We start from the raw sequence: 26,993 nt of genomic DNA, 5'->3' as shown, positions 1-26,993 counted from the left end.
GCGATGAATGCCGACTGGTCCACCGAAGCCGATCGCTGGCGCGCCATCGTCGGTCGCGACGCGCGGGCCGACGGCGCGTTCTTTTACGGCGTGCGCACGACCCGCGTGTTTTGCCGCCCGTCCTGTGCATCGCGGCAGCCGCGACGCGAGAACGTCGAGTTCTTCGCCGATACCAACGCCGCGCGCGCCGCCGGCTATCGAGAATGCAAGCGCTGCCGGCCCGGCCAATTGCCGCGCGAGTTCGAGGTCGTACAGCGCGCCTGCGCGGCGCTCGACGCCGATCCGCAGCGGCGCCTCACGCTGTCGCAGTTGAGCGACGCCGTGCATTTGAGCCCATTCCATCTGCAACGACTCTTCAAGCGCGTGCTCGGCGTGTCGCCACGCCAATACCAGGCGGCCCGGCGCGGCGCGATCCTGCGCGAAGCGCTCGCGCAGGGCGAAAACGTCACGCGGGCCAGCGCCGACGCCGGCTTCGGTTCGCCGTCGCAGCTCTATCAGAGCGCCGGCGCGGAACTCGGCATGAGCCCGTCTGCCTGGCGCCGCAAGGGCGCGGGGCGCGCCATCCGCTATGCCGTCGCGGGTACGCCGCTCGGCGAGGTGCTCGTCGCCGCGACAGACAACGGCATTTGCCGGGTCGCGTTCGGCGACGACGCCGAGGCGCTCGTCGCAAACCTCCACGCCGATTTCGCGAACGCGCGGCTCACCGAAGACGCGGACGCCATCGCGCCGTTCGTCGCGCAGATCGACGCCTGGCTGCGCGGCCGGCGCGAACGCTTCGACCTGCCGCTCGACCTCGCGGCGACGGCGTTCCAGCAGCGCGTCTGGGATGCATTGCAACGCATCCCGTACGGCGAAACCCGCAGCTACACGCAGATCGCAGAAACGCTCGGCATGCCGCGCGCGGTTCGGGCGGTCGCGAGCGCCTGCGCGTCGAACCCCGTCGCACTCGTCATTCCGTGCCATCGCGTCGTGCAAAAGGGCGGCGCGCTGGCGGGCTATCGCTGGGGACTCGCGCGCAAGGCGGCCTTGCTCGATGCGGAGGCCGGCCGGCATCGTCTGGCGCACGCGGACGAAGCGGGGAACGCCGTCGACACGCCGCGCCGCGACGAAGCCGCTTCCCCCGCCGCGCCGCGCGTCATCGCGCCGGAACCCGCCGCTTGAACACCGTGCCGCATCCGGGCGCCGTCACGCTCGACCTGCCGTTCCGGGCGCCCTACGACTGGCCCCGCGTCCTGCGCTTTCTCGCCGGACGCGCGATACCGGGCGTCGAGACGGTCGAGGCAAACGCCTGGCGGCGCGCCATCGAATGGGCCGGCGCGAGCGGCATGCTGACGGTGCGCCGGCATCCCCGCCGCCCTTGCCTCGGCATGACCGTCGAAGGCCCCGCGAGCGTCCACGCCGCGGCGCTGGTTGGTCCGGTCTCCCGCCTGTTCGACCTGCATGCCGAGCCCGCGGCCATCGCCGCGCATCTCGGTTCGGACCCGTGGCTTGCGCCGCTCGTCGAGGCCGCGCCGGGGCTGCGCGTGCCCGGCGCATGGTCCGGTTTCGAACTGGTGGTGCGCGCCATCGTCGGCCAGCAGATCAGCGTGAAGGCCGCGACGACGATCGTCGGGCGTCTCGTCGGGCGAGCCGGTCGTCCCGTCGAAGGTTTCCCCGCCGGCACCGCCTCGCTATTCCCCACGCCCGCCGCGCTCGCCGGCGCCGATCTTGCCGCCATCGGCATGCCGGGCCGGCGCGTCGCCGCGCTGCAGGGCTTCGCGCAGGCGGTCGCCACGGGTGCGCTGCCGATCGACGGAATCGACCCGGCCAACGATAGCGGCGTCACGACGGACGAGACGCGGCGCGACCTGACCGACCTGCGCGCGAAACTGCTCGCCTTGCCCGGCATCGGCCCGTGGACGGTCGAATACGTCGCGATGCGCGCATGGCGCGACCCCGACGCGTGGCCGGCCTCGGACCTCGTGCTCGTGCAGGCCATCGCGGCACGCGACCCGATGCTCGGACGCGCGGCGGGGCAACGCGTGCGCACCGACGCCTGGCGGCCGTGGCGCGCCTATGCCGCCATGCATTTGTGGAACGAGATCGCCGATCGCGCCGGCGCCGCCCGCGGCGGATAGCGACAGGAAATTTCGGCGTTCGTCCGGCCGATCCATCCTCGCCATCGCCCCTCGTGTGTGCGCCCGCACCTGCCGTCCAGTGCGCCCGCCCCCTGTCCGGAGGGCCTCAAGCAGGTCTCGTGACGAGATGTTAAAGTGCCCGCTACCGAAAAATCACTCCGGTTCGCGCGCATCGCCGCGCGGCCGACACGCGCTTAATCCGTCTCAATGTCTGACACGATCTCTAACCGCACGAACGACGTGCTTTCGCAGCGACTTTCCGTGCTGAGCGCCGGGCCGCAGCGCGACGTGCTCGTGCGCGGCCTGCGCGGCATCGAAAAGGAAAGCCTGCGGGTGACGCACGACGGCCGTCTCGCGCTGACGCCGCATCCGGCGGCGCTCGGCTCGGCGCTCGTGCATGCGTCGTTGACCACCGATTATTCTGAAGCACTCCTTGAAATCATCACGTCGGCCGCGCGCGACGCATCCGCCACGCTGGAAGAACTCGACGAGCTTCATCGCTACGTCTACGCGGTGCTCGCGCGCGACGGCGAAATTCTCTGGAACGCGTCGATGCCGGGCCTTCTGCCCGACACCGACGACGGCATCCCGATCGCCGATTACGGCAACTCGAACATCGGCCGGCTCAAGCACGTCTATCGCGTCGGCCTCGCGCTGCGCTACGGCCGCACGATGCAGTGCATCGCGGGCATCCACTATAACTACTCGCTTGACGAGGAAGTCTGGCGCATGCTGCATGCGGACCAGCAGTCCACGGCCACGCTGACCGACTATCAGTCCGAGCGTTACTTCGCGCTGATCCGCAATTTCCGCCGCACGAGCTGGCTGCTCATGTACCTGTTCGGCGCGTCGCCGGCGCTCGACGCGCGGTTCCTGCGCGGCCGTGCGCACACGCTCGAAATCTTCGACGCCGACACGTTCTATCGCCCGTATGCGACGAGCCTGCGGATGAGCGATCTCGGCTATTCGAACACGACGGGCCAGTCCGCGCTGCATGCCGACTACGATACGCTGCCGGGCTACCTCGACGCGCTCGCGCAGGCCGTCAGCCGGCCCTATCCGCCGTACGAGGCGATCGGCACGCACCGCGACGGCGAATGGGTCCAGCTCAACACGAACGTGCTGCAGATCGAAAACGAGTTCTACTCGACGATCCGCCCGAAGCGCGTCACGCATCCGGGCGAACGGCCGCTGCACGCGCTGGCGGCGCGCGGCGTGCAATACGTGGAAGTGCGCTGCATGGACATCGATCCGTTCGAGCCCACCGGCATCGCGCTCGGCACGGCGCGTTTTCTCGACGCCTATCTGCTCGCGTGCGCGCTCGACGACAGCCCGCCGCTGCCCGCGCAGGCCTACGCGCAGGCGAACGAGAACTTCGGCCGCGTCACGATGGAGGGACGACGGCCGGGTCTGGAACTGACGCGCGACGGCCGGAGCATTCCGATGCGCGAGTGGGCCGACGAGCTGTTCGAAAAGATCGACCGGACCGCCGCCGTGCTCGACGCGCTGCGCGGCGGCGACGATCACGCGCGCGCCGTGGCCGGGCAGCGCGCGAAGCTCGCCGACGCTTCGCTCACGCCGTCGGCGCGCGTGCTGCAGACGATGCGCGAGCGGCAGCAGGGCTTCCTGCAATTCGGTCTCGCGCAAAGCGAGCGGCATGCCGAATATTTTCTGTCGCGACCGCTCGACCCGGCCGCGACGCAGCGCTTCGAGGCGCTCGCGCGCCAGTCGCTCGACGAACAGACTCAACTCGAACGCGACGAGATCGGTTCGTTCGACGCGTTCGTCGCCGCCTACCGCGCCTACACGCTGAACCGCTTCAGCGTCTGACGCGCCCGCATGCCTGTCGGCCCATCGTCTTTGTCCTGTCGCCCCCGCTCCACCGGCCCGAGCCCAATGCCGGCCGGGTACTGGAATTGCTTGAAACCCGCTGGGCAGGCACAGTCTGATCTTTCAAATGCCCGCATCGGCGGCCGCCTTCGCGACCCGATACCGGTGACAACCCCCTGGGAGGAAACCCCATGCTGCTGAAACGACGAACTCTTCTGGCTCTGCTCGGCCTGCTGGCGGCGGCCGGCTGTTCGACGCGCGGCCAGGTCGACCCCGGCATCATGCAGATCGCCACGGCGCCGCTCACCTGTTCGGGCAAGACCGAATGCGACCAGTGGTGGCAGCGCTCGCTGGACTGGGTGCAGGACCATTCGACTTACCAGGTGCAGACCGCCACCGATACGCTGATCCAGACGTCGGGCCCCGGCGGCGGCCAGCGCGCGCTCGCCTACGAGATCACGAAAACCGACAACGGCGACGGCACCTCGACGATCGGCTTCTCCGCGCATTGCGACAGCTCGCTCGGCTGCCGGCCGAACCCGTGGCAGGCCGGCGCCGACTTCAAGCAGTTCGTGCGCACCGGCGAGAACGCGCCGCCTTCCGCGACCGGCACCGGCGCGGAGCGCACGACCGTATCGCCGTCCGCGGCCGAGGGCGCCAGCTCGAGCGCCGCGCAGTAATCGCGTCGCGTCGTCCCCGGCCCGACAACGGCCGGCCACTGCGGTTACGGCACGACGGCCCCTGCCGGCGTATCGTGCCGCGCCGCCCCATCGAAGCAGCGCCCGGCGACGCTACTGCCACGACCCCACGTCGGCATCGTTGCCTTCGCCGCCCGGCTTGCGGTCGGCCCCGTAGCTGAACACGTCGATTTCGCCATGCACACCGGGGTTCAGATACCGGTACGGGCTGCCCCAGGGGTCGTCCGGCAATTGCTTCAGGTAGCCGCCCGGCCGCCAGTGGCCGGGTAGGGGATCGGTGTCCGGCTTCTGGACGAGCGCGCTCAAGCCCTGACCCTGGGTCGGGTAGCGCCCGTTGTCGCGGCGATACGCGTCGAGCGCCCGCACGATCCCGCCGATTTCGTGCCGGGCCGCCGCGCGTCGTTCCTCGTCGGGCTGGCTCACGATCTTCGTCACGATCAGCGCGGCGAGAATGCCGAGAATCGCGAGCGCGGTCATGACCTCGATGAGCGTGAATCCGCCCTGACCGCGCTCGCGCCGCGGTTCGACCCCGACGTGGCGTCTGGTCCACCTGTGCATGACTTGCTACCTCTCGACGGAAAATGCTGGCTGACGAAAACGTCGGTCCGAACATGCCGAAACGCTCCCGCCCGGGGCCGTTCGCGCTGATGTCCTTCGGCGCGCGACGATCAAGGCATGTGGCAGCCATTCTAATGGCAGCGCGTGGCCGGCTACACCGGAACGGAAAATTCGCCGTCTTTCACGTTCACGTCGCGCACCCCGACGCCGGACTGGGCGAACCGCCGGCTTGACGCGGCCCAAGCTGCCGGTAATGATTACGGGCGGCGCGAAACCGCCGGCCGGCCCGCGCAGGGCTGTCCCCGGCCGTTTCCCGCGGCGCCTGCCCGTACTCATTTCGCCAATGCAATGAAACCGACTTCGTTCGCCGTCGTGCTGATGGCCGCGTCAGGCTTCCTGTGCGCGAGCGGGCCCGCGCGCGCCGACTGCTTCGACGACGCGGCGAGCTACCAGAAGGTCAATCCGCTGATCCTGCGCGCGATCGCCTGGCAGGAATCGCACAATCAGCCGGACGCCATGCACAGGAATGCCAACGGATCGACCGATTACGGCGTCATGCAGATCAACTCGATCCATCTGCGCGCGCTGGCACAGTACGGCATTTCGTCGAACACGCTGATGCAGCCGTGCAAGAACGTCTACATCGCCGCGTGGCATCTGCGCCAGGAGATGAACAAGTACGGCAACACGTGGGCCGCCGTCGGCGCCTATCACTCGGAAACCCCGTCGCTGCGCGACCAGTACGCCCGGCAGATCGCGGACATTCTGCACCGGTGGCATCTGCTCGGGCCATAACCGCAACGCGGACCTTCCCGCCGTTCTGCGCGCCGCGTTGCCCACGCCGGCAGCGCCGGCCGACCGCATGATGCACAATGCAGGTTCGAAGCCGCGCGCGCCGTCCCACCCCGTTTCCTTTTTCCGTCACACTGCGATGAACCAGCCGCCCCTGCCCGTCACCGTGCTCGCCGGGTTTCTCGGCGCGGGTAAAACCACGCTGCTCAACCATCTGCTCGCGAATCGCGCCGGGCTACGGGTTGCGGTGATCGTCAACGACCTCGCGGCCGTCAACATCGATGCAGCGCTGGTGCGCGACGCATCGGTGCTTTCGCACGTCGAGGAGCGTCTCATCGAGATGTCCAACGGCTGCATCTGCTGCACGCTGCGCGACGACCTCCTGACCGAAATCCGCCGGCTTGCCGCCGAGCAGCGCTTCGACGCGATCCTGATCGAATCGACAGGCATCGCCGAGCCGATGCCGATTGCCGAAACGTTCACGTTCGTCGACGACGACGGCATGTCGCTGGCGGAGGTCGCGCGACTCGACACGATGGTGACGGTCGTCGACGCCTTCAACTTCCTGCGCGACTACGCGAGCGCCGACGCGCTCGCCGAGCGCGGTCTCGCGGCGACGGAAGACGACGACCGCACGCTCGTCGAACTGCTGATCGAGCAGGTGGAGTTTTGCGACGTGCTCGTCGTGAACAAGGCCGACCTCGTCGGCGCCGACGAGCTCGCGCGGTTGCAGCACATTCTCGCGCGGCTCAACCCGCGCGCCGTGCAGATCGTCAGCCGTTTCGGCACGGTGCCGCCCGGCGAGTTGATCAATACGGGCCGCTTCGACTTCGACGCGGCCGCGAGCGCGCCGGGCTGGCTCGCGTCGCTGCACGATCACGGTCACGGGCATCACGGCGAGGCCGACGAGTTCGGCATCGTCAACTTCGTCTACCGAGCCCGTCGGCCGTTTCATCCCGAGCGCCTCTGGGCGTTGCTGCACGAAGAATGGCCCGGCGTGCTGCGTAGCAAGGGCTTTTTCTGGCTTGCGACGCGCAACGACATGGCGGGTTCGCTCTCGCAGGCGGGCGGCGTGTGCCGGCACGGGCCGGCCGGCATGTGGTGGGCGGCGCAGCCTCGCGAGGACTGGCCGCGCGACGCGGCGCTCGAAAGCGAGATTGCGGCGGACTGGTACGGCGAGCCGACCGACACGCGCATCGGCGACCGGCGTCAGGAGCTGGTGATGATCGGCACGAATCTCGACGAATCGGCCTGGCGCGCGAGACTCGACGCCTGTCTCGTGACCGAAGCCGAATATGCGGCGGGACCGGATGCCTGGCGTGAATTCGCCGATCCGTTTCCACGGTGGGACGTCGACGACGAAACGCCTGAAGCGGGCGAAGGCGAAATTCTCCATCGCGACGGCGAAGCAGACGACGGCAGATAAAGCGCGATAGCGCGCCGTCGCATTGCACGGGCAACGCACGAACAAAACACGCGGACGGAATACGCGGACGAAAAAAAACCCGCCGAAGGCGGGTATCGTCCGGAGGCGTCTACAAGCGACTTAGCGCTTGTTGACCGCATCCTTGAACGCCTTGCCAGCCGTAAACTTGACGGTCTTGGCGGCCGGAATCTTGATGGTTTCGCCGGTCTTCGGGTTGCGGCCCGTACGTGCCGCGCGCTTGCCCGAGCCGAAGCTGCCGAAGCCGATCAGTTGCACCGCATCACCCTTCGACACAGCCTTCTTGATCACTTCGAGGAGCGTGTCCAGCGTCTCGCCGGTCTGCGCCTTGCTAGCGCCGGTTTGTGCTGCGACGGCGTCGATCAGTTCCTGTTTGTTCATTAAGGTTCCCTTTCTGAGTTTAGGTTGACACGAACAGCGCGAACGCGCCGATTATACGTGCGCGTGCCGCGCCGTCGAGCAGCGACGGTTCCGGAGCGCCCCGGATATTCGCGCCGTGGCGCGGGGTGATCCACCGCGCCGCAACGGCCGTGCTGCCGCTTCCCTGTGCGGCGCCTGCTATGATAGCGCAGCGCAAACCCAATAACGACAAGGGTTTCGAAGATTTGCAGCGTTATTCTTCCGAATCGTCCCGAAGCTCCCGTTTCTGTCTCGCCGGCCCGTCGGGCGAGCGTCGATTTGTCTGTTTCCGGCTCGCAAACGTTGGTTTTTGCCAACGTCGAGCGTCTGCAAACCCCGCACGGATGGGCCTCGCGAACGCTTTCAGGACTTTTTCGCCGCTTTCCACGTCGCCTTTCGTCTCCCGATGACCGCCGCCCTGATTCCCGCCACGCTCGCGTTTCGCGACGACGGCACGCCGTTTTCGCCGCTTTACGGCGACGTCTATCACAGCGCGTCGGGCGCGTTCGCCCAGTCCGGACACGTCTTTTTGCGCGGCAATCAACTGCCTGAGCGGTGGCATGGACAGCGAATCTTCACGGTCGTGGAAACCGGCTTCGGCATGGGCGTGAACTTCCTCGCGACGTGGGCCGCCTGGCGCGCCGACCCGGCGCGTTGCGAGCGGCTGCATTTCGTCTCGGTCGAAAAGCATCCGTTCGGGAAAGACGATTTGCGCCGCGCCTACGAAGCGATCGGCGCCAACGCATCGACAGATGCGCTCGCGCGCACGCTCGCCGAAGCGTGGCCTACACTCGTGCCCGGCACGCATCGGCTCGAATTTGAGGACGGCCGCGTGACGCTCACGCTCGTGTTCGGCGACGCGTCGGAAACGTTGCCCAAACTCTGGCTGCGTGCCGATGCGTTTTATCTCGACGGTTTTGCGCCATCGAAGAATCCCGAGCTGTGGTCGCCGGCCGTTTTCCGCTCGCTGGCGCGCATCGCCGCCGAACACGCGACGTTCGCCACCTGGAGCAGCGCCGGCGACGTGAAGCGCGCACTCGAACAGAACGGCTTCGAGTATCGCAAGGTCGAGGGCTTCGGCACGAAGCGCACGATGCTCGTGGGCCGGTTCGCGCCGCGCTGGCGCGTGCGCCGTTACGAGCCGCCCCGACCGCTTGCGCTCGCGCGACGACATGCCGTCGTGATCGGCGCGGGGCTCGCCGGTTGCGCGTTGGTCGAGCGTCTTGCGTCGCGCGGCTGGCAGGTTACGCTGCTCGAACGGAATGCCGCGCTTGCGCGAGACGCCTCGGGCAATCCGGCCGGCGTGTTCCATCCGCTGGTTTCGCGCGACGACAGCAGCGCATCGCACATCACGCGAGCCGGTTTTCTCTATGCGCTACGGCGCTGGAACGCGCTCGAAGCCGTGGGTCATGCGCCGAAACGCGGCAACGGCGGACTGCTTCAACTCGCCACCGACGATAGCGAGGCCGCACTGATGACCGAAGCGCTCGCTGCATTCGCCTATCCGCGCGACTACGTCGTGCCGGTATCGCGCGAAGAAGCGAAGCGCCTGGCCGGCGTCGACGTCGGCTACGGCGGCTGGTTCTATCCCGGCGGCGGCTGGATCGATCCGGCATCGCTGTGCGCGGCTCAGTGCGCCGTTGCCGGCGAACGACTCGACGCGCATTTCGGCATACAGGTCGCACGGATCGAACGCATCGACGGCGAATGGTCCGTCTACAATGCCGCCGGGCATTGCCTCGCGCGCGCGCCCGTCGTGATCTTCGCCAACGCGCAGGATGCCGCGCGCGCCGCCGGCCTGCGTCATGCGCCAACGCGCATCGTGCGCGGCCAACTGACGTTGCTGCCACAAAGCCCGCTCGCGCATCTGCGCGTGCCCGTGATCGGCGAAGGCTATGCGGTACCGCTCGCCGACGGCGTCACGCTCGCGGGCGCCACCTACGAAGTCGACGACGACGATGTCGCCTTGCGGCCGGCCGGCCACACGGAAAATCTCGCGCGCGTCGCCGCGATGCTGCCCGAACTGGGCACCGCCTTCAGTCGTTCGACGGACTGCGCCGGTCGCGTCGCGTTTCGCTGCGTGACGAGCGACCGACTGCCGATGCTCGGCCCGCTCGCCGACGAGGAAGCCGCGCGTCGCGATACGCAACGTCTGCGGGGCGCATGGCCGCTCGATCTGCCGCGCGCCGAAGGCCTGTACGGCGCGTTCGCCTACGGGTCTCGCGGGCTCGTCTGGGCCGCGCTCGGCGCCGAATTGATCGCTTCGCAACTCGAAGGCGAACCCTGGCCGATCGAACGCGAACTCGCCGACCATCTCGATCCGGCACGCTTCCTGTTGCGCGCGCTGCGCCAGCAAACCCTGTCCTGATTCCCCCCAAGGTTATCCACGTCCGATTGTGGAAAAGCCGCCGGATTGCAGACTCAACCCGTGTGGAATCGATGTGGACGTAAACGGGGTAACTGGCCATCGCGTTGCATGGCCGAAAAGTTGACCCGCGAAACGCCTCGCTGCCGCACATGCTTTAAGACCGGTTGTGCATTCGGCAAATGACTGATCGTCCTCGGTAAACGACGGTTATCCACAGAAACGGACGAGCTTTGTTAACTGCTACTACGTATACATACGGATAAGCCTGTAAACCCAACGCTGACGCGTCTGTCGACGAATCCCCGAATCCGGGAACGTCTTTTCGGTCCGGTCATTTTTCCCGGCCAAACGCCCTGACACGGGCGTAATTACCGAACGTCATGCCATGAGCCGATTCGTGCCGACAGGCGCAAAAAACCTGTGGCACAATCGCCGTTCTTCCCGCGTCGGGCACCGCATCAGACGGGCAGACGCATCCAGGGAACAGTCGTCGCGACGTCCGAATCTGACGATTCGGGGAAGCCGACGACGTTCTTCCATCAATCGCGGGTTCGGCGTGCTCGCGCACGCGCGATGCGCACCCGTACCGGCTGCTCGCCGCGACAGGCGGGCCGGCGCAGTGGTCCCCGTTACCGTTTCCGCAGGCGTGCTTCGCGGCGTTTTTGCCGGCCCCCGGAACGTTCCGGAACGTGGATTGCACTCCACGCGACCGAAGGACACATGCGCCCGACATTCAGGCGCCGGCCCGCCGTGCCGGCAGCCAGTGCAGCCGGACCACCGCGCTAAAGGAGAAGCCACCACGATGAAGTCGGCGTTTTCGTTTCTTCCTGCCTGGCCGTTCGATCTGGACGGCATCTTCTGGGCCGGTCTCGCGTTGCTCGTCGCCGGCCTGTGCGGAGAACTCTGCTATCGCAGATGGCGCCTGCCGCGCGTCTCGGGCTATGCCGTCATCGGCCTCATCGCCGGCTCGGCCGGTTTCGGCGTGATCGACACCGAAACGTCGAGCGCGGCGCGGCCCCTGCTCGACGTCGCGCTCGGTCTGCTGCTGTTCGAACTCGGCAGCCGGCTCGATCTGCGCTGGATCCGCCGTAATCCATGGCTCATTCTCTCGAGCATCGCCGAGGCGACGCTGACCTTCGTGCTCGTGCTCGTCGTGCTGCTGTTCCTGCACGTGTCGGTCATGACGGCGCTCGTGATCGCGTCGATCGCGATGGCGACGTCGCCGGCCATGGTGATCCAGTTGAAAACGGAGCTGGGGGCCGAAGGCCAGGTGACGCAGAGGCTCATCACGCTGACTGCGCTCAACAGCATGTACGCCGTCGTGGTCGAGAAGCTGGCCTCGAGCTGGCTGCATCAGGAAATCTACGGCAACGTGTTCGCGACCGTCCTCCAGCCGCTTTATCTGCTCGTCGGCTCGCTCGTGCTCGCGTGGTTGCTCGCGCGTGCCTGTCTGCTGTTCTATCGCCGGCTCAGTCCTAAGGACGAACATTCGTTCGTCGCGCTCTTTGGCCTCGTGCTGCTCGCCATCGCCATCGCGCACATGCTCAGGCTCTCGACGATCCTGAGCCTGCTTGTCGCCGGCATCGTCGTGAAGAACCTCGAAGTCCGTCCGCAACTCTGGCCGCAGCATTTCGGCACTGCGGGCTGGCTGCTCACCGTGATCCTGTTCGTGTTGACGCTCACCTCGTTCGAATGGCACGACATCGCGACGGGCGGCGTCGCCGCCGTGGGGCTCATCGTCGCGCGGCTCGCGTCGAAGCTCGTCGGCGTGCTGATCTTCGCGAAGCCGAGCGGACTCGAATGGAAGCAGGGCGCGGCGCTCGGGCTCTCGCTCTCGCCCATGTCGGCGCTCGCGCTGCTGCTCGTCGACGACACCTACGATCTCTACCCGAACTTCGACCCGCAACTGCGCGCCATCGTGATGTGCTCGATCGTCGTGCTGCAGTTGGTCGGGCCATGGCTCGTCTACCGATCGCTCGCGGTCGTCGGCGAGCGCCGGGAATCCTGAAAGACCTGAACAGGAAACGCCATGTCACTGGAACCGTTCGTCGATTCGAAACCGTTCACGTTCGGGGTCGAGCTCGAAATGCAGATCGTCAACACGCACGACTACGACCTGACCAAGGCCGGTAGCGATCTGATGCGGCTCGTCAAGGACGAGAAGATTCCCGGCAACATCACGCCCGAGATCACCGAGAGCATGATCGAGCTGTCCACCGGCATCTGCACGTCGCACAAGCAGGCCGTGGCCGAGCTGCGCGAGATTCGCGACACGCTCGTCGCCGCCGCGGACCGTCTGAACGTCGGACTCTGCGGCGGCGGTACGCACGCGTTCCAGCAGTGGAGCGAGCGGCGCATCGTCGATACGCCTCGCTTTCACTACATTTCGGAGCTCTACGGCTATCTCGCGAAGCAGTTCACCGTTTTCGGCCAGCACGTGCACATCGGTTGTCCCGACGCGGACAGCGCGCTTTTTCTGCTCCACGCGCTTTCGCGTTTCATTCCGCACTTCATCGCGCTCTCGGCCTCCTCGCCCTACGTGCAGGGCGTCGACACCGGTTTTCATTCGGCACGCCTGAACTCGGTGTTCGCGTTCCCGCTGTCGGGTCGCGCGCCGTTCGTGCTCACGTGGGACGGTTTCGAGGAGTATTTCTCGAAGATGGTCCATACGGGCGTTGTCAACAGCATGAAAGATTTCTACTGGGACATCCGGCCCAAGCCCGGCTTCGGCACCATCGAAGTGCGGGTGATGGACACGCCGCTGTCGGTCGAGCGCGCCGCGGCGATCGCCTGCTACATCCAGACGCTCGCGCGCCATCTGCTTCTCGACAGGCCCGTCGTGCCGCGCGAGGACGACTATCTCGTCTATACGTTCAACCGCTTTCAGGCCTGCCGCTTCGGGCTTGCCGGCACCTGCGTCGATCCGCAGACGGGCGAGCACCGGACCATTTCGGAAGACATACTCGATACGCTCGAGCGGATCGCCGCTCACGGCGAGGTGCTCGGCGCAACGGACGCACTAGCCGAAATCGGCGCGATCGCCCGTGCGCAATCGAACGATGCGAGTTGGTTACGCGGCGTCATGGCCGAAGAGAAGTCGCTGCACGAGGCCGTCCGCCAGCAGTGCCTGCGCTGGCGCGCGTAACGGACGGAAATAAAAACAGGCATCTTGATCGACAATTACCTGTATCGATTTGGCAAAACTGTTTAAACGCGGTTTTACGTCGCAGGGCTAAAAAAGCGGCCGGGGCTATTCCGGAAGCCGCGATATCCGGAGCCAATTGGTTTTCCAAACGTTTACATGTTTACACATAGGTAGTAGTTAACAAGCACTGCGTCCGTCTGTGGGCAACCGGATAATTCGCTGTGAAGTCAACGAATTGCGTGAACGACAACCCTGCGGACTACGTTTGCGTTGCGCGCGCGAAGTCGGGATAACCAGGTGGCCGCCCGATGACGGTTCGCAGTTGTCAAGAATCGGCACACATACAGTTGGCTTGCTTTTCAACGGGTTATCCACAATTGCCGCTGGATAACTTAGCTGTGCGATTCGGCGCTCTCGCATAGAATGTCGGTTCGCCGCAGTAGCGTCCGGCTTCGGGCGCGTTTCGGGGATGCCGGGTAGGCATCCGGCGGGCGAAACCGAAATTTTTGAGATGGCTGGACGATTCCGGCAATCGGAGCGTACCGGTCGTCCCCACACGTGGCCGGCGGGGCCGGCAGTTGACGATGGCAGCGCGAGCTGTCGATAACCAGCGAAAGACTATGAGCGAAGGCGTATACGGAGAACAGGCGGCGGGGCGGGTGACCCACAGCCTGTTACGGTTGAGTACGGCCATGCGAAGCCAGGCATGGGACTGGGCCGAGGGCGCGGGTCTCACGCCGACCCAGGGCGAAATTCTCGTGCTGCTCATGCAGCGCAAGGGACCGATGCGGCTCGGCGAGATCGCCCGCGAAACGGCGCTGACAGCCGCGACGACGAGCGATGCGGTGAGCACGCTCGAGAGCAAGGGGCTCGTCGAAAAGCGCCGCGCGCTCGACGATGGTCGCGCGCTGGCCGTGCGCCTGACCGCGCGCGGCCGCACGGCCGCGAAGCGCGCCGCGCAATGGCCGGACTTTCTCACGAAGGCCGTCGGCACGCTGCGCGGCGAAGAGCAGATCGTGTTCTACCGCACGTTGCTGAAGACCGTGTATCAGCTCGAAGCGCGCGAACAGATTCCGGCTCACCGCATGTGTCTGACCTGCTCGCATTTCGAGGCGGGCAAGGCTTCGAAGAAGCCTTCGCACCACTGCTCGCTGCTGCGCGCCACGCTGGCCGACACCGATCTGCGGCTCGACTGTTCGGTGTACGAGCCGGCCGACGCGACGCTCCAGAAGAAGAACTGGAAAATCTTCGCGCAGTAACGGGAAGCCGACGGCAGGCGGGAATCTCGCCTCATGCGGGTTGCGGCGATGCGGGCGCCGCTGCCGTCGTCGCCATTCTTTTCGTCGATTCAACCCAGCAATTCCCCCGAGGAATGGGCCGATGAATCATGAAGTCCTGGCCGTGCGTCACGTGCACTTCGAGGATCTGGGCAGTTTCGAGCGGGTCCTCGGCGATCGCGGCTATCTCGTACGCTACCTCGACGTCGGCTTCGCCCGCATCGACGCGCCGGACCCCGTCGCGCCCTCGCTGGTGGTGGTGCTGGGCGGGCCGATCAATGCCTGCGACGACGTTCTTTATCCGACGCTCGGGCCGCTGGCCGCCATGATCGAGAAGCGCATCGCGGCGGGGCGGCCGACGCTCGGCATCTGCCTCGGCGCTCAATTGATCGCGCGCGTGCTCGGCGCGCGCGTCTATGCGGCACCGGCGCGCGAACTCGGCTGGACGCCGCTCGATCTGACCGATGCCGGACGGATCTCGCCGCTGCGCCACCTCGACGGTGCACAAACCTCGATGCTGCATTGGCACGGCGACACGTTCGACCTGCCCAAGGATGCCGTCCGGCTCGCCTCGACGCCGATTTGCGAAAACCAGGCCTTCGCCTGGAGCGGCCACGTGCTGGGCCTGCAGTGTCATCCGGAAGTGCGGGCCGACCGTTTCGAGCCCTGGTTGATCGGCCATGCGGCCGAGATCGCGGCCGAAGGCAAGGATGTGGGCGAGTTGCGCGCCGAAACGGCGCGTTTCGGGCCGGGTCTCGAAGCGGCCGCGAGCCGGATGTTCGGCGAGTGGCTCGACGAACTCGACGCGAAGGCCGGTCCACGGCCTTGATCCACCAGCAGCGGGCCATTGCCGGCACCTTGCGGTCCGCGTCCGGTTAAGCCGCTTACCCCCGGGACGCAAGCCGTTGGGTCCCGCAAGCGGCGATCAAACCCGCGTGCTATTCTCGAACGCTCCCCTCACTCGTTCGCGACCGATTCCATGAGCACGCTCTTCACTCCGCTCACGCTCCGTGGCGTGACGCTGCCCAATCGCATTTTCATTTCCCCGATGTGCCAGTACTCCGCCATCCGGGGCGAAGCCACTGCCTGGCATCTGCTTCACCTGGGGCACTTGGCGCTGTCGGGCGCCGGCATGCTTTGCATCGAAGCGACGGCCGTCGAGCCGGACGGTCGCATCACGCCCGGCGACCTCGGGCTCTGGGACGACGCGACCGAGGCCGCATTCAAGCCGGTGCTGGCGGCGATCCGCCAGTATTCGCCGGTTCGTGTCGCGATACAGCTTGCTCACGCGGGCCGCAAGGCGTCGAGCCACGCGCCCTGGGACGGCGGGCAGTTGATACCCGTCGCGGACGGCGGCTGGCTGCCCCACGCGCCTTCCGCATTGCCGCACAAGGCGGGCGAGGCGCCGCCGCTCGCGCTCGATACGGCCGGCCTGAACCGGATCCGCGAGGCGTTCGCGGCGTCGACGCGGCGCGCCGCGCGGCTCGGCATCGACGCCATCGAAGTGCATGCGGCGCACGGTTATCTGCTGCACGAATTTCTCTCGCCGATCGCGAACCAGCGCACCGACGAGTACGGCGGTTCGCTCGAAAACCGCATGCGTTTTCCGCTGGAAATCTTCGACGTCGTGCGCGCGGCCTTTCCCGACGACCGGCCCGTCGGCGTGCGCGTGTCGGCGACCGACTGGGTCGAGGGCGGCTGGACGCCGGAAGAGACGGTCGCCTTCGCGCGCGAGCTGAAGCGGCGCGGGGCGGACTGGGTCGACGTGTCCTCGGGCGGCGTTTCGCCGAAGCAGCAGATTCCGCTCGAGCCGGGCTACCAGGTACCGTTCGCGCAGGCCGTGAAGAAGGAGACTGGCGCGACGACGATTGCCGTCGGCCTCATCACCGATGCGCAGCACGCAAACCAGATTCTCGAAGAAGGCAAGGCCGACCTCATCGCGATCGCGCGCGGGGTGCTCTACGATCCGCGCTGGCCCTGGCACGCGGCCGCCCAGCTCGGCGCGACCGTCGAAGCCCCGCCGCAATACTGGCGCTCGCAGCCGAACGATCAGAAGAAACTGTTCGGCGAGGTCTCGTTCGGCCAGCGCTGATCGCCTTCGCCTGGCAGGCAGGCCGTTCGCGACTTCGACGGGTTGAACGAAGCGGTAGCGAACGTGTACGATGCCGGTTGTGACGCGCGAGGCGCGTTGCAGACCACGCGGCGCCGTCAGGGCGCCGCGTTTGCCATCAGGATCGGAAACCGCGCGGCGCTTCGTGCCGCAATCCTCGCGGCCGGGGCGTTCTCCGTCAGGACTTCACAAGGATTCGTTCAATGAGTTCACGCAGGATCGTCGTGCGCCAGTCGGGCGTGCACGGCAAGGGCGTGTTTGCAGCCGGCGCCATCGAAGCCGGTACGCGCCTGATCGAATACAGGGGCGAGCGGATCTCGTGGAAGGAAGCGCTGCGGCGTCATCCGCACAACCCGGCGGAACCGAATCACACGTTCTATTTCGCGCTCGACAGCGGCAACGTGATCGACGGCAAGGTGGACGGCAACAGCGCGCGCTGGATCAACCACTCGTGCGCGCCGAACTGCGAGGCCGAGGAGATCGACGGCCACGTCTACATCCACGCGCTGCGCGACATCGCGCCGGGCGAGGAGCTGTTCTACGACTACGGCCTCGTTATCGACGCGAAGCAGACCAAAAAGCTCAAGCGCGAATACGAGTGCCGCTGCGGCGCCCGCAAGTGCCGCGGCACGATGCTCGCGCCGCCCGAAAAATCGGCCGGGGCAGGCAAGAAGGCCGCGCGCAAGGATAAAAAGAAAAAGAAGTAGGCCGGGGTTCGGCCTGCCTTCTTCGGATCAGATGTCGACCGGCGCCTGGTGCGCCGTTTTCTTTGCGCCGACGCTGGATGGCGGAACGCCCGAAGGTATCTGCGAACCGGCGAGCGGCACGGTCACGATGAAGCGCGCGCCGCCTTCCGCGGCGTCCTCGTAGCGCACGCTGCCGTGATGCAGCGCCATGATGTCGTGGACGATCGCGAGCCCGAGCCCGGCGCCGCTGTCGACGCCGCTCTGGCTTTGCCCGTCGCCGCGGAAGAAGCGCTTGAACAGGTCGGCCTGCTGCGCGGGCGGCACGCCCCGGCCGTTGTCCTCGACGACGATCTCGGCCGCCGGCGCGCCGCCGTCCGTCACCTGCGAAACCGTCACCGTAATCCGGCCGCCGTCGAGTCGCGCCGGCGGCAGATATTTGAGCGCATTGTCGAGCAGGTTCGCGATGACTTCATGCAGCAGCACCGGGTTGCCGCGCACGATGAGCGGCCGGTCGTTCTCGGGCGCGTCGAGCCGCTGGAAACCGAGATCGACATGATTGGCGAGCGCGCGCGGCACCCACTCGGCGCCGGTTTCGAACGCGAGCGCCGCGACGTCGACGTTCGCGAAGCGCGCCGCCTGCTCGCCCGGCTCGGCGCGCGCGAGCGACAGGAGCTGATTCGACAGACGCACGGCGCGGTCGGCGGCGGCCCGCAGCTCGCGCACGGCGGTGCTGACTTGCTGCGGCTCGCGCGCGATCGCGGCCTGCTCGGCGTGCAGCTTCACGGCCGTCAGCGGCGTGCGGAGCTGGTGCGCCGCGTCGGCGATGAACTTTCGCTGGGCCTCGAGCGCCGTCTTCAGGCGGCCTAGCAGCGCATTGAGCGCGCCCGTGAGCGGGCGGATCTCCACCGGCACGTAGGTCTCGTCGACGGGCTCGAGCGACGTGTGCGTCTGCCGGTTCAGCGAATCGGCGAGATGCGTCAGCGGATTGAGTTGCTGGTTGACGACCCGCCAGACGATGGCCCAGCCGGCGAGCAGCAACAGCAGTAGCGGGATCATGATCGCCACGAGGAATTCAGCGGCGATGCGAAAGCGGCGCCGCACCGGCTGGCCGACCTCGACGACGATCGGATTGCCGATGGGCTGCGGCACGCGGACCTGCGCCACGCGCACGGTGACGCCGTGGTAGACGGTCTCGAACACGTAGGCGTAGTGCATGCGCTGCACGTTGTCGCCCCGCAGCGGCAGCGTAGGATCGCCGGCGATTTCGGCGTCGCCGGTGCTGATCCGGTAGACGAGATGCTCGACGGGATCGGAAAACATCGCTTGCGCGAGCGGCGGCACCGTAACCCGCGCCTCGGGGCCGGCGATCTGGATCTGCCGCGAGATGGCTGTGGCGAGATCGGCGAGCGAGCGGTCGACCACGTGCTGGGTGTACTGCCAGGCGAGCCAATACGCGATCAGGCCGCTCATGAGCGCGAGCAGCGACAGCGGAGCGGCAAGGCGGCGCAGCAGCGTGCGTCGCAGACTGTTCGCGGCCGGGTAGGACATGGTCGGGTCGGAAAAAGCGGGGCGTTGCGGCGCTTCGGGGCGATCGGCGCGGCCGGACGACGGGCCCGGAAGGGCCGCCTGGCGCCGCTTGCCGGATTGTCACCGACTGCCCCGAAGGCCGGCCGATTTCGTCGGCTCGGCCGGCCTGTTCGTCAATGCCTCAATGTGTCGACGCGTCCGCTATGGCGCGTCGACGGACGGCGGCGGGCGCCTCATGCCGCCTGGCGAATTTCCTGCAGCAGATACCCGAAGCCGCGCACGGTGACGATTTCGACGCGGCAGCTTTCGAGCTTCTTGCGCACGCGGTGCACATAGACTTCGATGGCCGTGTCGCCGAGATCGCCGCCGAAGTGCGTCAGGTGATCCTGCAACTGGGCCTTGCTGACGACGCGCCCGTGGCGCAGCAGCAGCATTTCGAGCACGGCGAATTCGCGCGGCGAGAGCTCGAGCGGCTTGTCGTCGTTGAAGATGCGGCGGTCCACGCCCGACAGGCGCACGCCGCCGAGCGACACCTCGGGGCGCGGCACGTCGCCGTGCGGACCGCTGCGGCGCATCACCGCGCGAATGCGCGCTTCGAGCTCGGCGGGCTCGAACGGCTTGAGCATGTAGTCGTCGGCGCCGGAATTGAGGCCCTGCACGCGGTCGTTCAGCTCGTCGCGCGCGGTGAGCACGATAACGGGTGTGTGGCGGTTGCTCTGGCGAAAGCGCGACAGCAGCGTCATGCCGTCGATGCCGGGTAGCCCGAGGTCGAGGATCACGAGTTCGTGGCGGTTTTGCGTGAGGGCTTGTTCGGCGAAGATGCCGTCGTGGACCATGTCGACCGTGAAGCCGGCTTGTTCGAGACTGCTCTGGATGCCGCGTGCGATGGGACGGTCGTCTTCGATCAGAAGGAGTCGCATGGGGTTCGCTCAAGTACAATGGGTTTAGCGTTTCAGGCACGCTGCTAACGGGCGCGCGAGGCACCGGCGGCGTTTCCGGCACGGCCGGTGCGTCAGTTGCACGTCACGACCGACATGTCCGATATCACGATCACCGAACTGGAAGCCGCAATCAATTTCTGGCGCAATCGCTCGCCTTCGCGCGGCGATGAACTCGCGTTGTGCAAGGAGGCAAGCGTGCTCTCCACGCCGTATGCGCTGATGATTGTACAGCGTCGAGCCGCCCTGTCACCGGAAGCGTTGGAGCCGCCCGCGCGCGCCGCGTGGGAGTCTTACGTCCGACTTAAGAATGGCCTCTGAAACTGAAGGCTTGGGGCGTCCGGCCCTGCATTCTGCTTTCAGAACGGCGCGGATTGCGCACGATCGTGCGCTTAATGGCGCGCTCGTTCGCTCATTTGCCGGCCGCCGTCCCGTCTTCGTCTCAACCGGTTTTTACCGGTTCTTTCCGCCCGCGTTTCCGGTTTCAGGCGCCCGATGCGGCGATCGAGTCGATGAAGCGCGCCAGTTCGATGTCGCGCGCGGTGAGGCCGTTGGCCTCGTGCGTCGATAGCGTGATCTCCACGCGGTTGTAGACGTTGAACCATTCCGGGTGATGGTTCATCTCCTGCGCCTTGATCGCCACGCGGGTCATGAAGCCGAACGCTTCGTTGAAGTCGGCGAAAACGAACTGCCGCTGGATCGCGTCGCGGCCGGTCGCCGCGAGCCAATCCGTCAGTTGGCCGAGTTGCGCGGCGCGTTCTTCGGACGTGAGTCGATGGATCATGATGGATACCCTGTCGGCTGGATGGAGACCGCGAACGTCGAACGACGGCGGCCGATCCGCTATTTTTCCACGGATGGCGTCGTGTCACGCGATGCCCATTTCGTCTTCCTGCCGATTCCCGGCCCGACCCGCATGCAATAATTCCGCATCGTCGGGCGACCCGACGCGGAGATCGATCATGCTGGAGCTGGACCATTTCGACCTGGCCTTGCTGGAGGTGCTGCAGCGCTTCGGGCGGGCGACGCACCAGCAGCTCGGCGAAGAGGTGCCGCTGTCGCCGTCGCAGATCGGCCGCCGGCTGCAGCGGCTCGAAGCGTCGGGCGTGATCGACGGCTACCGCGTCGTGCTGCTGCCCGAGAAGCTCGGGCTCGGCGTGACCGCGTTCACGGGCCTGAAGCTCAAGCATCACGGCGATTCGATCATCGAGCAGTTCCAGCAGGAGATCGAGGCGCTGCCCGAGGTGCTCGAATGCCATGCCGTCGTCGGCGATGCCGACTACCTGCTGCGCATCGTCGCGCCGGACCTGAACACGCTGTCGTCGTTCGTGATGAAGAAGCTCATGCGCGTGCCCGGCGTCGACAGCGTGCGCTCGAACATCGTGCTGACCACGTTCAAGCGCAACGGGCCGCTGCCGCTCGGTCATCTTGCGTCAGGCGCCGCGTCGCCCGAGAGCGGCCGGCGCGGATAGGCGGCCGTCTCGGGGCGCGCGCTTCGCGGAGGGACGGCGGCGAGGACCTCAGGCGCGCGCGAGCGCGTCGGCTTCGGCGGTTTTCGATGCCGACGGGCCGTGCGCGGCGTTGAGCAGATCGACGTAGGCGACGGCGACGAGGTCCGACGCGTCGACGCCGAGCTTCGCGAACATGGCATGCGCTTCCGCCTCGCCGCCTTCCTCGTCGTCGTCGGGCGAGAGCAGCACCTCGAGCTCGACGAAATCGCCAAGGCCATCGACGCGATCGAGATGAATGCGCGTGCGCCCGGCCAGATAGACGTGGCGCTCCTTCGAGACGATGCCGCGCGTTGTCAGCGCCGTGGCGAGCAGCGAATGCATGGCTTCCGCGTTCGTGACGGGGCTGCGCGTGTAGTACGAGGCCTTCGGTCCGTCGAGGTCGTCGCGCAGATAGAAGATCAGTTCGGCCGGCGTGCCGTCGTCGAACTGGCGCAGCTTGAGGCGCCCGCGCGGCACGTCGTAGAAGAAGTCCTGCTGGCGGAAGATCAGCGGCGCATCGGGCGAAAGTCGCGCGGCGCGCTCGCGCAGGATGTCGAATTCCCGGGCGTGAGCCTTGATTTCGATGTTGCGGGCCATGCTGGTCTCCTGGTCGGACGAGGAACGAAACGGCATGCCCGGCTCGCGCGCGGCGGTGGCCGGCGCAGGCGGAAGCCGCGCGGAACGTTCAATCTAGCAAAAAGCAGGCAACCGTGACGTGGCCGCGGGCCTCGCCATGAGCCGCGCTCATGTCGCCCATTGGGTCTCGATCAATTTGAGCGCCGCCGCGATGGTGGGCTCGTCGCGGCGTTCGGCCAGCGTGACGAACGTGAGTTCGGTCGGCACCGTGATGCCTTCGACGATCGTGAGCGCGTGCGCATGCGCTTCGGCGAGCGCGATCGCATCGCGCGCGAGCGTGAGGCCCACGCCCGATTTGACGAGGTCGAGCATCGACGGCTCCTGGTCCACTTCGGCCACCCTGAACGGCGCGACGCCCGCCGCGGCGAACTCGCGCGAAAGCAGCCGGTGGTGCGCGGAAGCGGGCGGCGTCCAGATCCACGGCAGCGCCGCGAGCGCACGCCAGTCGCGCGCGCCCTTCACGCGCTCCTTCCAGCCGGCCGGCGCCAGCACGCGGTACTGGAAACGGGTCAGCGCGACCGCGTGGAACGCCGCGCCGTCGCGCGTGCCGTCGAGCGCGGGCCGGCCGATGTAATAACCGACGTCGAGCGCGCGCGAACGCACCTGCTCGAGCACCCAGCCCGACATGCCGTGGCGCAGCGCCGTTTCGATCTGCGGCCACGTTTCGACCAGTTGCCGCAGGAAGCCGCCGAGCCGCAGGAAGTCCGGATCGAGAATGGTGCCGATGCGCAGGCGGCCGCGCACTTCGTGGCGCAGCGTCGCGGCGGCGCGCTGGACGTCGGCGGCGGCCGCGAGCGCGCGTTCGGCGTGCGGCAGCAGGGCCTGGCCGTCGCGCGTGAGCGCGAGCCCGTGCGACGTGCGCGTGAAGAGCGTGACGCCGAGCGTTTCCTGCAGATGCTTGATCTGCAGGCTGACGGCCGGCTGCGTGAGGTGCAGATGAACGGCCGCGCGCGTGAGATTGCCTTCGCGCGCGACGGTGACGAACGCCCGGAACAAGGTCAGGTCCATCCGCTGATATTAACGCTGCTTATAGCGCAGTTGAGCAATATTCATTGGATCGGGGCGGGCTTTCGCGATTACGCTAGTCGTCTGCATGCGGCTGCGCCGGGAAGACGGCCGCGTGCCACACTCCTGTTATCAAAAGAGAGGCATTCACATGGGCGAGACACATTTGAGCGAGACGGGCGTGCGCACGCTCACGCATTTCATCAACGGCAAGCCGCTCGAAGGCACGAGCGACCGGTTCGGCGAGGTGTTCAATCCGGCGCTCGGCAAGGTCCGCGCGCGCGTGCCGCTCGCCAGCGTCGCCGAGGTGGACGCGGCCGTCGCGGCGGCGAGCGCCGCGTTCGCGTCGTGGAGCGAGACCGCGCCGATCCGGCGCGCGCGCGTGCTGTTCCGCTTCAAGGCGCTGCTCGACGCGCATCACGACGAGCTCGCGGAATTGATCACGCGCGAACACGGCAAGGTGTTCCAGGACGCGAAGGGCGAGGTGATGCGCGGCATCGAGGTCGTCGAGTTCGCGTGCGGCATCCCGAACCTGTTGAAGACGGAATTCACCGACAACATCGGCGGCGGCATCGACAACTGGAATCTGCGCCAGCCGATCGGCGTCGTCGCGGGCATCACGCCGTTCAACTTCCCGATGATGGTGCCGTGCTGGATGTTCCCGGTCGCGCTCGCCTGCGGGAACACGTTCGTGCTCAAGCCTTCGGAGCGCGACCCGTCGGTGTCGTTGCGGATCGCCGAACTGCTGCGGGAGGCGGGCCTGCCCGACGGCGTGTTCAACGTCGTGCACGGCGACAAGGTGGCCGTCGATGCGCTGCTCGCGCATCCCGACGTCGCGGCGCTTTCGTTCGTAGGCTCGACGCCGATCGCCGAGTACATCCACAGGGAAGGCACGCGGCACGGCAAGCGCGTGCAGGCGCTCGGCGGCGCGAAGAACCATCTCGTCGTGATGCCGGACGCCGATCTCGACCAGGCCGTCGACGCGCTGATCGGCGCGGCCTACGGCTCGGCCGGCGAGCGCTGCATGGCGATTTCGGTGGCGGTGGCGGTCGGGCACGTCGCCGAGGAACTGATCTCGCGCCTCGTGCCGCGCGTGAAGGCGCTCAAGATCGGCAACGGCCTCGACGAGGCCTCCGAGATGGGACCGCTCGTGACGGCCGCGCATCGCGCCAGGGTGACGGGCTACATCGACGCGGGCGTGACCGCCGGCGCGAAGCTCGTGGTGGACGGCCGCACGCACGAAGTGACGGGCCAGGACGGCTTCTTCGTCGGCGGCACGCTGTTCGACGACGTGAAGACCGACATGAGCATTTACCGCGAGGAGATTTTCGGGCCGGTGCTCTGCGTCGTGCGCGTGCCGGACTTCGCGAGTGCCGTCGAACTCATCAACGCGCACGAGTTCGGCAACGGCGTCTCGTGCTTCACGTCCGACGGCGGGATTGCGCGCGCGTTCGCGCGGCAGATTCAGGTGGGCATGGTCGGCATCAACGTGCCGATTCCGGTGCCGATGGCCTGGCATTCGTTCGGCGGCTGGAAGCGCTCGCTGTTCGGCGACCACCACGCCTACGGCGAAGAGGGCGTGCGTTTCTACACGCGCTACAAGAGCGTCATGCAGCGCTGGCCTGACAGCATCGGCAAGGGCGCGGAGTTCACGATGCCGGTGGCGAAGTAGGCGGAGCAGGGCCGGCGGCAACGCGATCGGACCGTCCCGATGATCGCGGCGGTCCGGCCGGCTTCCGGCAACCCGTCGGGCGAGCGGTTATTGCCGCTCGCTCATCGAGATGAAATTGGTCCATAGCAGTACAGAACAAATTGAATTCCATGCCGACCATACGGCAGCGGAAAAGGAGACGACATCATGGCAACGAGCGAACTCGCGGCAGGCGGCCGCGCCGACCGCCGGATGGTGGGGGAATTCGACTATGTGATCGTCGGCGCCGGCACGGCCGGCTGCACGCTCGCCAACCGGCTCAGCGAAGACCCGGACGTGAGCGTGCTGCTGCTCGAGGCCGGCGGCAAGGACGATTACCCATGGATTCACGTGCCCGTCGGCTATCTCTACTGCATCGGCAATCCGCGTACCGACTGGCGCTACAAGACCGTCGCCGAGGCGGGTTTGAACGGCCGCGCGCTCTCGTATCCGCGCGGCCGGGTGCTGGGCGGCAGTTCGTCGATCAACGGCATGATCTACATGCGCGGGCAGCGCGAGGATTACGACGAATGGGCGCGCGTGACGGGCGATGCGGCGTGGTCGTGGGACGCCGTGTTGCCGGTGTTTCGACGCAGCGAGGACTATCACGGTGGGGCCAGCGAATGGCACGGCGCGGGCGGCGAGTGGCGCGTCGAGAGGCAGCGGCTGAAGTGGAAAATTCTCGAGTCGTTTTCCGAGGCTGCTCAGCAGGCAGGCATTCCCGCGACCGACGACTTCAATCGCGGCGATAACGGCGGGGTCGGCTATTTCGACGTGAACCAGCGGCGCGGCGTGCGCTGGAACACGTCGAAGGCGTTTCTGCGCCCGGCGGCGACGCGTCCGAACCTGACCGTGACGACGGATGCGCAGACGCAGCGAGTGATTTTCGAGGGGCGCCGATGCGTCGGCGTCGAATATCGGCACGCGGGTGTCGATTGCGTTGTCCGGGCGCGCGTCGAGGTCGTGCTGAGCGCGGGCTCGGTGAATTCGCCGCAACTGCTCGAACTATCCGGCGTTGGCGCGGGCGCGCGGCTCCAGCAGTTGGGTATCGATGTCGTGCAGGATCTGCGCGGCGTGGGCGAGAACCTGCAGGATCACCTGCAGTTGCGCATGGCGTTTCGCGTGAGCCACGTGCGCACGCTCAATACGCTGGCCGCCCACTGGTGGGGCAAGGCGATGATCGGTCTGCAATACGCCTTGCTGCGCAGCGGGCCGATGGCGATGGCGCCCTCGCAACTCGGCGCGTTCGCGAAGTCGGACCCGAACGATCCGGCGCTTACCCGGCCCGATCTCGAGTATCACGTGCAGCCGTTGTCGCTCGACCGCTTTGGCGAGCCGCTGCATCGCTTCAATGCGTTCACGGCGTCGGTCTGCCATCTGCGGCCGACGTCGCGCGGCAGCATTCATGCCGTGTCGCCCGATCCGGCGACGGCGCCGTCGATTGCGCCCAATTATTTGTCCACCGATTACGACCGTCGCGTGGCGGCCAACGCGCTGCGGCTGACGCGGCGCATCGTGTCCGCACCGGCACTGGCGCCCTACGAGCCGCAGGAAATTTTGCCGGGCGCCGAATTTCGGACGGAAGCGCAACTGCACGAGGCGGCGGGCAACGTGGGCACGACGATTTTCCACCCCGTCGGTACTTGCCGGATGGGTCGCGCCGCCGATGTCGACGCCGTCGTGGACAGCCGGTTGCGGGTACGTGGCGTGGAAGGGCTGCGCGTCGTCGATGCGTCGGTAATGCCGCTCGTCACGTCGGGCAACACGAACTCGCCGACGCTGATGATCGCCGAACGCGCGGCGACGATGATGCGCGAGGATCGTCGTGCGGGCGCTGCCGCGGCACAATGGTCGCTTGGGGAAAGCCGGGTGGATACGCTGACGGAAGCCTGATCGGAGATTGCATTCTGGCGGCATGCCAGTTAATTCGGAATCCCATGCAATTGAATCGGCAAGATCCGGCGAAGCGGATGGTGCAAACGCGGGCCGAATTGCGACGACCAGATGTCGGGCCGCCCCAACTTGGTGCTCGCTGCACCACTAGGGTAAATGCTAGTTGTAGCAGAGGGGGCGGATATTTATCCTTGCATACAGTTCGATGCACTGCTGAATTTGCAGGTGGAGAACGAGGAGACAACTGAGGCATATAAATGCCCGGACGAAGAGCGCTGTTGGATTGATATCCAACAGCGCTTTTTGTTTGTTCGCCGGATTTCGCGAGATTTGCCGGCGTAGAGAACAAGGCTTCGTGTTCCACGTGAAACATGTGTCGTCGGCAGAATT

General features: G+C 66.8%; 24 protein-coding genes. 17 read left to right on the top strand and 7 right to left on the bottom strand.

Going from position 1 to position 26,993, the window contains the following annotated elements:
* Nucleotides 1-3 precede the first annotated feature (3 nt).
* From ada to CY652_RS13410, 4 genes are all read left to right on the top strand, one after another.
* Nucleotides 4-1,161 carry a bifunctional DNA-binding transcriptional regulator/O6-methylguanine-DNA methyltransferase Ada gene (gene ada / locus CY652_RS13425; RefSeq protein ID WP_102131200.1) on the top strand — a complete coding sequence of 386 codons (1,158 nt, stop codon included), beginning with the start codon at nt 4-6 and terminating at the stop codon, nt 1,159-1,161.
* The gene (locus CY652_RS13420) at nt 1,158-2,117 is read left to right on the top strand and encodes a DNA-3-methyladenine glycosylase family protein (protein ID WP_374703658.1); all 960 of its coding nucleotides are present in this window, start codon (nt 1,158-1,160) and stop codon (nt 2,115-2,117) included. The genes ada and CY652_RS13420 overlap by 4 nt, the downstream gene beginning before the upstream one ends.
* A gap of 207 nt (nt 2,118-2,324) precedes the next feature.
* Complete coding sequence (gshA, locus tag CY652_RS13415) at nt 2,325-3,947, top strand: glutamate--cysteine ligase (protein WP_102131199.1); 1,623 nt, start codon at nt 2,325-2,327, stop codon at nt 3,945-3,947.
* A gap of 191 nt (nt 3,948-4,138) precedes the next feature.
* Nucleotides 4,139-4,627, top strand: a complete 489-nt coding sequence (locus CY652_RS13410; protein ID WP_102131198.1) for a hypothetical protein — start codon at nt 4,139-4,141, stop codon at nt 4,625-4,627.
* A gap of 111 nt (nt 4,628-4,738) precedes the next feature.
* Here the strand turns inward: CY652_RS13410 and gspG are convergent, their stop codons facing one another.
* Entirely contained in the window at nt 4,739-5,203 is a 465-nt protein-coding gene (gene gspG, locus CY652_RS13405) for a type II secretion system major pseudopilin GspG (RefSeq protein WP_102131197.1), read from the bottom strand.
* A gap of 348 nt (nt 5,204-5,551) precedes the next feature.
* Here gspG and CY652_RS13400 point away from each other — a divergent pair, with 348 nt between their 5' ends.
* Together CY652_RS13400 and CY652_RS13395 are read left to right on the top strand one after the other, a co-directional pair.
* The gene (locus CY652_RS13400) at nt 5,552-5,998 is read left to right on the top strand and encodes a lytic transglycosylase domain-containing protein (RefSeq protein ID WP_102131196.1); all 447 of its coding nucleotides are present in this window, start codon (nt 5,552-5,554) and stop codon (nt 5,996-5,998) included.
* Nucleotides 5,999-6,134: 136 nt separating this feature from the next.
* Nucleotides 6,135-7,421, top strand: a complete 1,287-nt coding sequence (locus CY652_RS13395; RefSeq protein WP_102131195.1) for a GTP-binding protein — start codon at nt 6,135-6,137, stop codon at nt 7,419-7,421.
* A 120-nt stretch (nt 7,422-7,541) separates the two neighbouring features.
* Here CY652_RS13395 and CY652_RS13390 read toward each other — a convergent pair whose 3' ends face one another.
* A complete protein-coding gene (locus CY652_RS13390; protein ID WP_006401505.1) occupies nt 7,542-7,820 on the bottom strand; it encodes an HU family DNA-binding protein in 279 nt (92 codons plus the stop codon).
* A gap of 424 nt (nt 7,821-8,244) precedes the next feature.
* On the opposite strand from CY652_RS13390, the gene mnmC reads away from it, so the two are divergent.
* The 7 genes from mnmC to CY652_RS13355 all read left to right on the top strand — a co-directional run bounded on the left by mnmC (nt 8,245) and on the right by CY652_RS13355 (nt 17,445).
* On the top strand, nt 8,245-10,206 hold the full coding sequence (mnmC, locus tag CY652_RS13385; protein WP_102131194.1) for a bifunctional tRNA (5-methylaminomethyl-2-thiouridine)(34)-methyltransferase MnmD/FAD-dependent 5-carboxymethylaminomethyl-2-thiouridine(34) oxidoreductase MnmC: 1,962 nt from the start codon (nt 8,245-8,247) through the stop codon (nt 10,204-10,206).
* An 802-nt stretch (nt 10,207-11,008) separates the two neighbouring features.
* Nucleotides 11,009-12,214, top strand: coding sequence for a cation:proton antiporter (locus CY652_RS13380; protein WP_102131193.1), 1,206 nt, complete (start codon nt 11,009-11,011; stop codon nt 12,212-12,214).
* A 21-nt stretch (nt 12,215-12,235) separates the two neighbouring features.
* On the top strand, nt 12,236-13,351 hold the full coding sequence (locus tag CY652_RS13375) for a YbdK family carboxylate-amine ligase (protein WP_102131192.1): 1,116 nt from the start codon (nt 12,236-12,238) through the stop codon (nt 13,349-13,351).
* A 620-nt stretch (nt 13,352-13,971) separates the two neighbouring features.
* Entirely contained in the window at nt 13,972-14,610 is a 639-nt protein-coding gene (locus CY652_RS13370; protein ID WP_102131191.1) for a MarR family winged helix-turn-helix transcriptional regulator, read from the top strand.
* Between the two features lie 121 nt (nt 14,611-14,731).
* Nucleotides 14,732-15,457 (top strand): glutamine amidotransferase, encoded by a 726-nt coding sequence (locus CY652_RS13365; protein WP_102131190.1) that lies wholly within the window; start codon nt 14,732-14,734, stop codon nt 15,455-15,457.
* 150 nt (nt 15,458-15,607) lie between these two features.
* Nucleotides 15,608-16,720 (top strand): NADH:flavin oxidoreductase/NADH oxidase, encoded by a 1,113-nt coding sequence (locus tag CY652_RS13360; RefSeq protein ID WP_102131189.1) that lies wholly within the window; start codon nt 15,608-15,610, stop codon nt 16,718-16,720.
* 221 nt (nt 16,721-16,941) lie between these two features.
* Nucleotides 16,942-17,445, top strand: a complete 504-nt coding sequence (locus CY652_RS13355; protein WP_102131188.1) for an SET domain-containing protein — start codon at nt 16,942-16,944, stop codon at nt 17,443-17,445.
* Nucleotides 17,446-17,472: 27 nt separating this feature from the next.
* Here the strand turns inward: CY652_RS13355 and CY652_RS13350 are convergent, their stop codons facing one another.
* Nucleotides 17,473-18,972: a sensor histidine kinase gene (locus CY652_RS13350; RefSeq protein ID WP_102131187.1), complete on the bottom strand. Its 1,500-nt coding sequence runs from the start codon at nt 18,970-18,972 to the stop codon at nt 17,473-17,475.
* Between the two features lie 212 nt (nt 18,973-19,184).
* On the bottom strand, nt 19,185-19,871 hold the full coding sequence (locus tag CY652_RS13345; protein ID WP_091999860.1) for a response regulator: 687 nt from the start codon (nt 19,869-19,871) through the stop codon (nt 19,185-19,187).
* Between the two features lie 114 nt (nt 19,872-19,985).
* Between CY652_RS13345 and CY652_RS13340 the strand changes: the two genes are divergently transcribed.
* On the top strand, nt 19,986-20,210 hold the full coding sequence (locus CY652_RS13340; protein WP_102131233.1) for a DUF3717 domain-containing protein: 225 nt from the start codon (nt 19,986-19,988) through the stop codon (nt 20,208-20,210).
* Nucleotides 20,211-20,373: 163 nt separating this feature from the next.
* Here the strand turns inward: CY652_RS13340 and CY652_RS13335 are convergent, their stop codons facing one another.
* Complete coding sequence (locus tag CY652_RS13335; RefSeq protein WP_374703660.1) at nt 20,374-20,736, bottom strand: 4a-hydroxytetrahydrobiopterin dehydratase; 363 nt, start codon at nt 20,734-20,736, stop codon at nt 20,374-20,376.
* Between the two features lie 115 nt (nt 20,737-20,851).
* Between CY652_RS13335 and CY652_RS13330 the strand changes: the two genes are divergently transcribed.
* A complete protein-coding gene (locus CY652_RS13330; RefSeq protein ID WP_102131185.1) occupies nt 20,852-21,361 on the top strand; it encodes an Lrp/AsnC family transcriptional regulator in 510 nt (169 codons plus the stop codon).
* A gap of 48 nt (nt 21,362-21,409) precedes the next feature.
* Here the strand turns inward: CY652_RS13330 and CY652_RS13325 are convergent, their stop codons facing one another.
* Together CY652_RS13325 and CY652_RS13320 are read right to left on the bottom strand one after the other, a co-directional pair.
* Nucleotides 21,410-21,976, bottom strand: a complete 567-nt coding sequence (locus CY652_RS13325) for a class IV adenylate cyclase (RefSeq protein ID WP_102131184.1) — start codon at nt 21,974-21,976, stop codon at nt 21,410-21,412.
* 147 nt (nt 21,977-22,123) lie between these two features.
* The gene (locus CY652_RS13320) at nt 22,124-23,023 is read right to left on the bottom strand and encodes a LysR family transcriptional regulator (protein ID WP_102131183.1); all 900 of its coding nucleotides are present in this window, start codon (nt 23,021-23,023) and stop codon (nt 22,124-22,126) included.
* 148 nt (nt 23,024-23,171) lie between these two features.
* Between CY652_RS13320 and CY652_RS13315 the strand changes: the two genes are divergently transcribed.
* Together CY652_RS13315 and CY652_RS13310 are read left to right on the top strand one after the other, a co-directional pair.
* Nucleotides 23,172-24,692, top strand: coding sequence for a CoA-acylating methylmalonate-semialdehyde dehydrogenase (locus CY652_RS13315; protein ID WP_102131182.1), 1,521 nt, complete (start codon nt 23,172-23,174; stop codon nt 24,690-24,692).
* 186 nt (nt 24,693-24,878) lie between these two features.
* On the top strand, nt 24,879-26,603 hold the full coding sequence (locus CY652_RS13310; protein WP_102131181.1) for a GMC family oxidoreductase: 1,725 nt from the start codon (nt 24,879-24,881) through the stop codon (nt 26,601-26,603).
* Nucleotides 26,604-26,993 lie beyond the last annotated feature (390 nt).

The sequence above is a fragment of the Burkholderia sp. WAC0059 genome (assembly GCF_002870125.1).
Lineage (GTDB): Bacteria > Pseudomonadota > Gammaproteobacteria > Burkholderiales > Burkholderiaceae > Paraburkholderia.
Note: the sequence above shows the minus strand (reverse complement) of the source record. Positions and strands in the feature narration are given on the sequence as shown.

Bases quoted from the DNA above. Each gene is read 5' to 3' on its own strand.
- ada (WP_102131200.1), top strand. From the start codon at position 4: ATGAATGCCGACTGGTCCACCGAAGCCGATCGCTGGCGCGCCATCGTC.
- gshA (WP_102131199.1), top strand. From the start codon at position 2,325: ATGTCTGACACGATCTCTAACCGCACGAACGACGTGCTTTCGCAGCGA.
- CY652_RS13410 (WP_102131198.1), top strand. From the start codon at position 4,139: ATGCTGCTGAAACGACGAACTCTTCTGGCTCTGCTCGGCCTGCTGGCG.
- gspG (WP_102131197.1), bottom strand. From the start codon at position 5,203: ATGCACAGGTGGACCAGACGCCACGTCGGGGTCGAACCGCGGCGCGAG.
- CY652_RS13400 (WP_102131196.1), top strand. From the start codon at position 5,552: ATGAAACCGACTTCGTTCGCCGTCGTGCTGATGGCCGCGTCAGGCTTC.
- CY652_RS13395 (WP_102131195.1), top strand. From the start codon at position 6,135: ATGAACCAGCCGCCCCTGCCCGTCACCGTGCTCGCCGGGTTTCTCGGC.
- CY652_RS13390 (WP_006401505.1), bottom strand. From the start codon at position 7,820: ATGAACAAACAGGAACTGATCGACGCCGTCGCAGCACAAACCGGCGCT.
- mnmC (WP_102131194.1), top strand. From the start codon at position 8,245: ATGACCGCCGCCCTGATTCCCGCCACGCTCGCGTTTCGCGACGACGGC.
- CY652_RS13380 (WP_102131193.1), top strand. From the start codon at position 11,009: ATGAAGTCGGCGTTTTCGTTTCTTCCTGCCTGGCCGTTCGATCTGGAC.
- CY652_RS13375 (WP_102131192.1), top strand. From the start codon at position 12,236: ATGTCACTGGAACCGTTCGTCGATTCGAAACCGTTCACGTTCGGGGTC.
- CY652_RS13370 (WP_102131191.1), top strand. From the start codon at position 13,972: ATGAGCGAAGGCGTATACGGAGAACAGGCGGCGGGGCGGGTGACCCAC.
- CY652_RS13365 (WP_102131190.1), top strand. From the start codon at position 14,732: ATGAATCATGAAGTCCTGGCCGTGCGTCACGTGCACTTCGAGGATCTG.
- CY652_RS13360 (WP_102131189.1), top strand. From the start codon at position 15,608: ATGAGCACGCTCTTCACTCCGCTCACGCTCCGTGGCGTGACGCTGCCC.
- CY652_RS13355 (WP_102131188.1), top strand. From the start codon at position 16,942: ATGAGTTCACGCAGGATCGTCGTGCGCCAGTCGGGCGTGCACGGCAAG.
- CY652_RS13350 (WP_102131187.1), bottom strand. From the start codon at position 18,972: ATGTCCTACCCGGCCGCGAACAGTCTGCGACGCACGCTGCTGCGCCGC.
- CY652_RS13345 (WP_091999860.1), bottom strand. From the start codon at position 19,871: ATGCGACTCCTTCTGATCGAAGACGACCGTCCCATCGCACGCGGCATC.
- CY652_RS13340 (WP_102131233.1), top strand. From the start codon at position 19,986: ATGTCCGATATCACGATCACCGAACTGGAAGCCGCAATCAATTTCTGG.
- CY652_RS13330 (WP_102131185.1), top strand. From the start codon at position 20,852: ATGCTGGAGCTGGACCATTTCGACCTGGCCTTGCTGGAGGTGCTGCAG.
- CY652_RS13325 (WP_102131184.1), bottom strand. From the start codon at position 21,976: ATGGCCCGCAACATCGAAATCAAGGCTCACGCCCGGGAATTCGACATC.
- CY652_RS13320 (WP_102131183.1), bottom strand. From the start codon at position 23,023: ATGGACCTGACCTTGTTCCGGGCGTTCGTCACCGTCGCGCGCGAAGGC.
- CY652_RS13315 (WP_102131182.1), top strand. From the start codon at position 23,172: ATGGGCGAGACACATTTGAGCGAGACGGGCGTGCGCACGCTCACGCAT.
- CY652_RS13310 (WP_102131181.1), top strand. From the start codon at position 24,879: ATGGCAACGAGCGAACTCGCGGCAGGCGGCCGCGCCGACCGCCGGATG.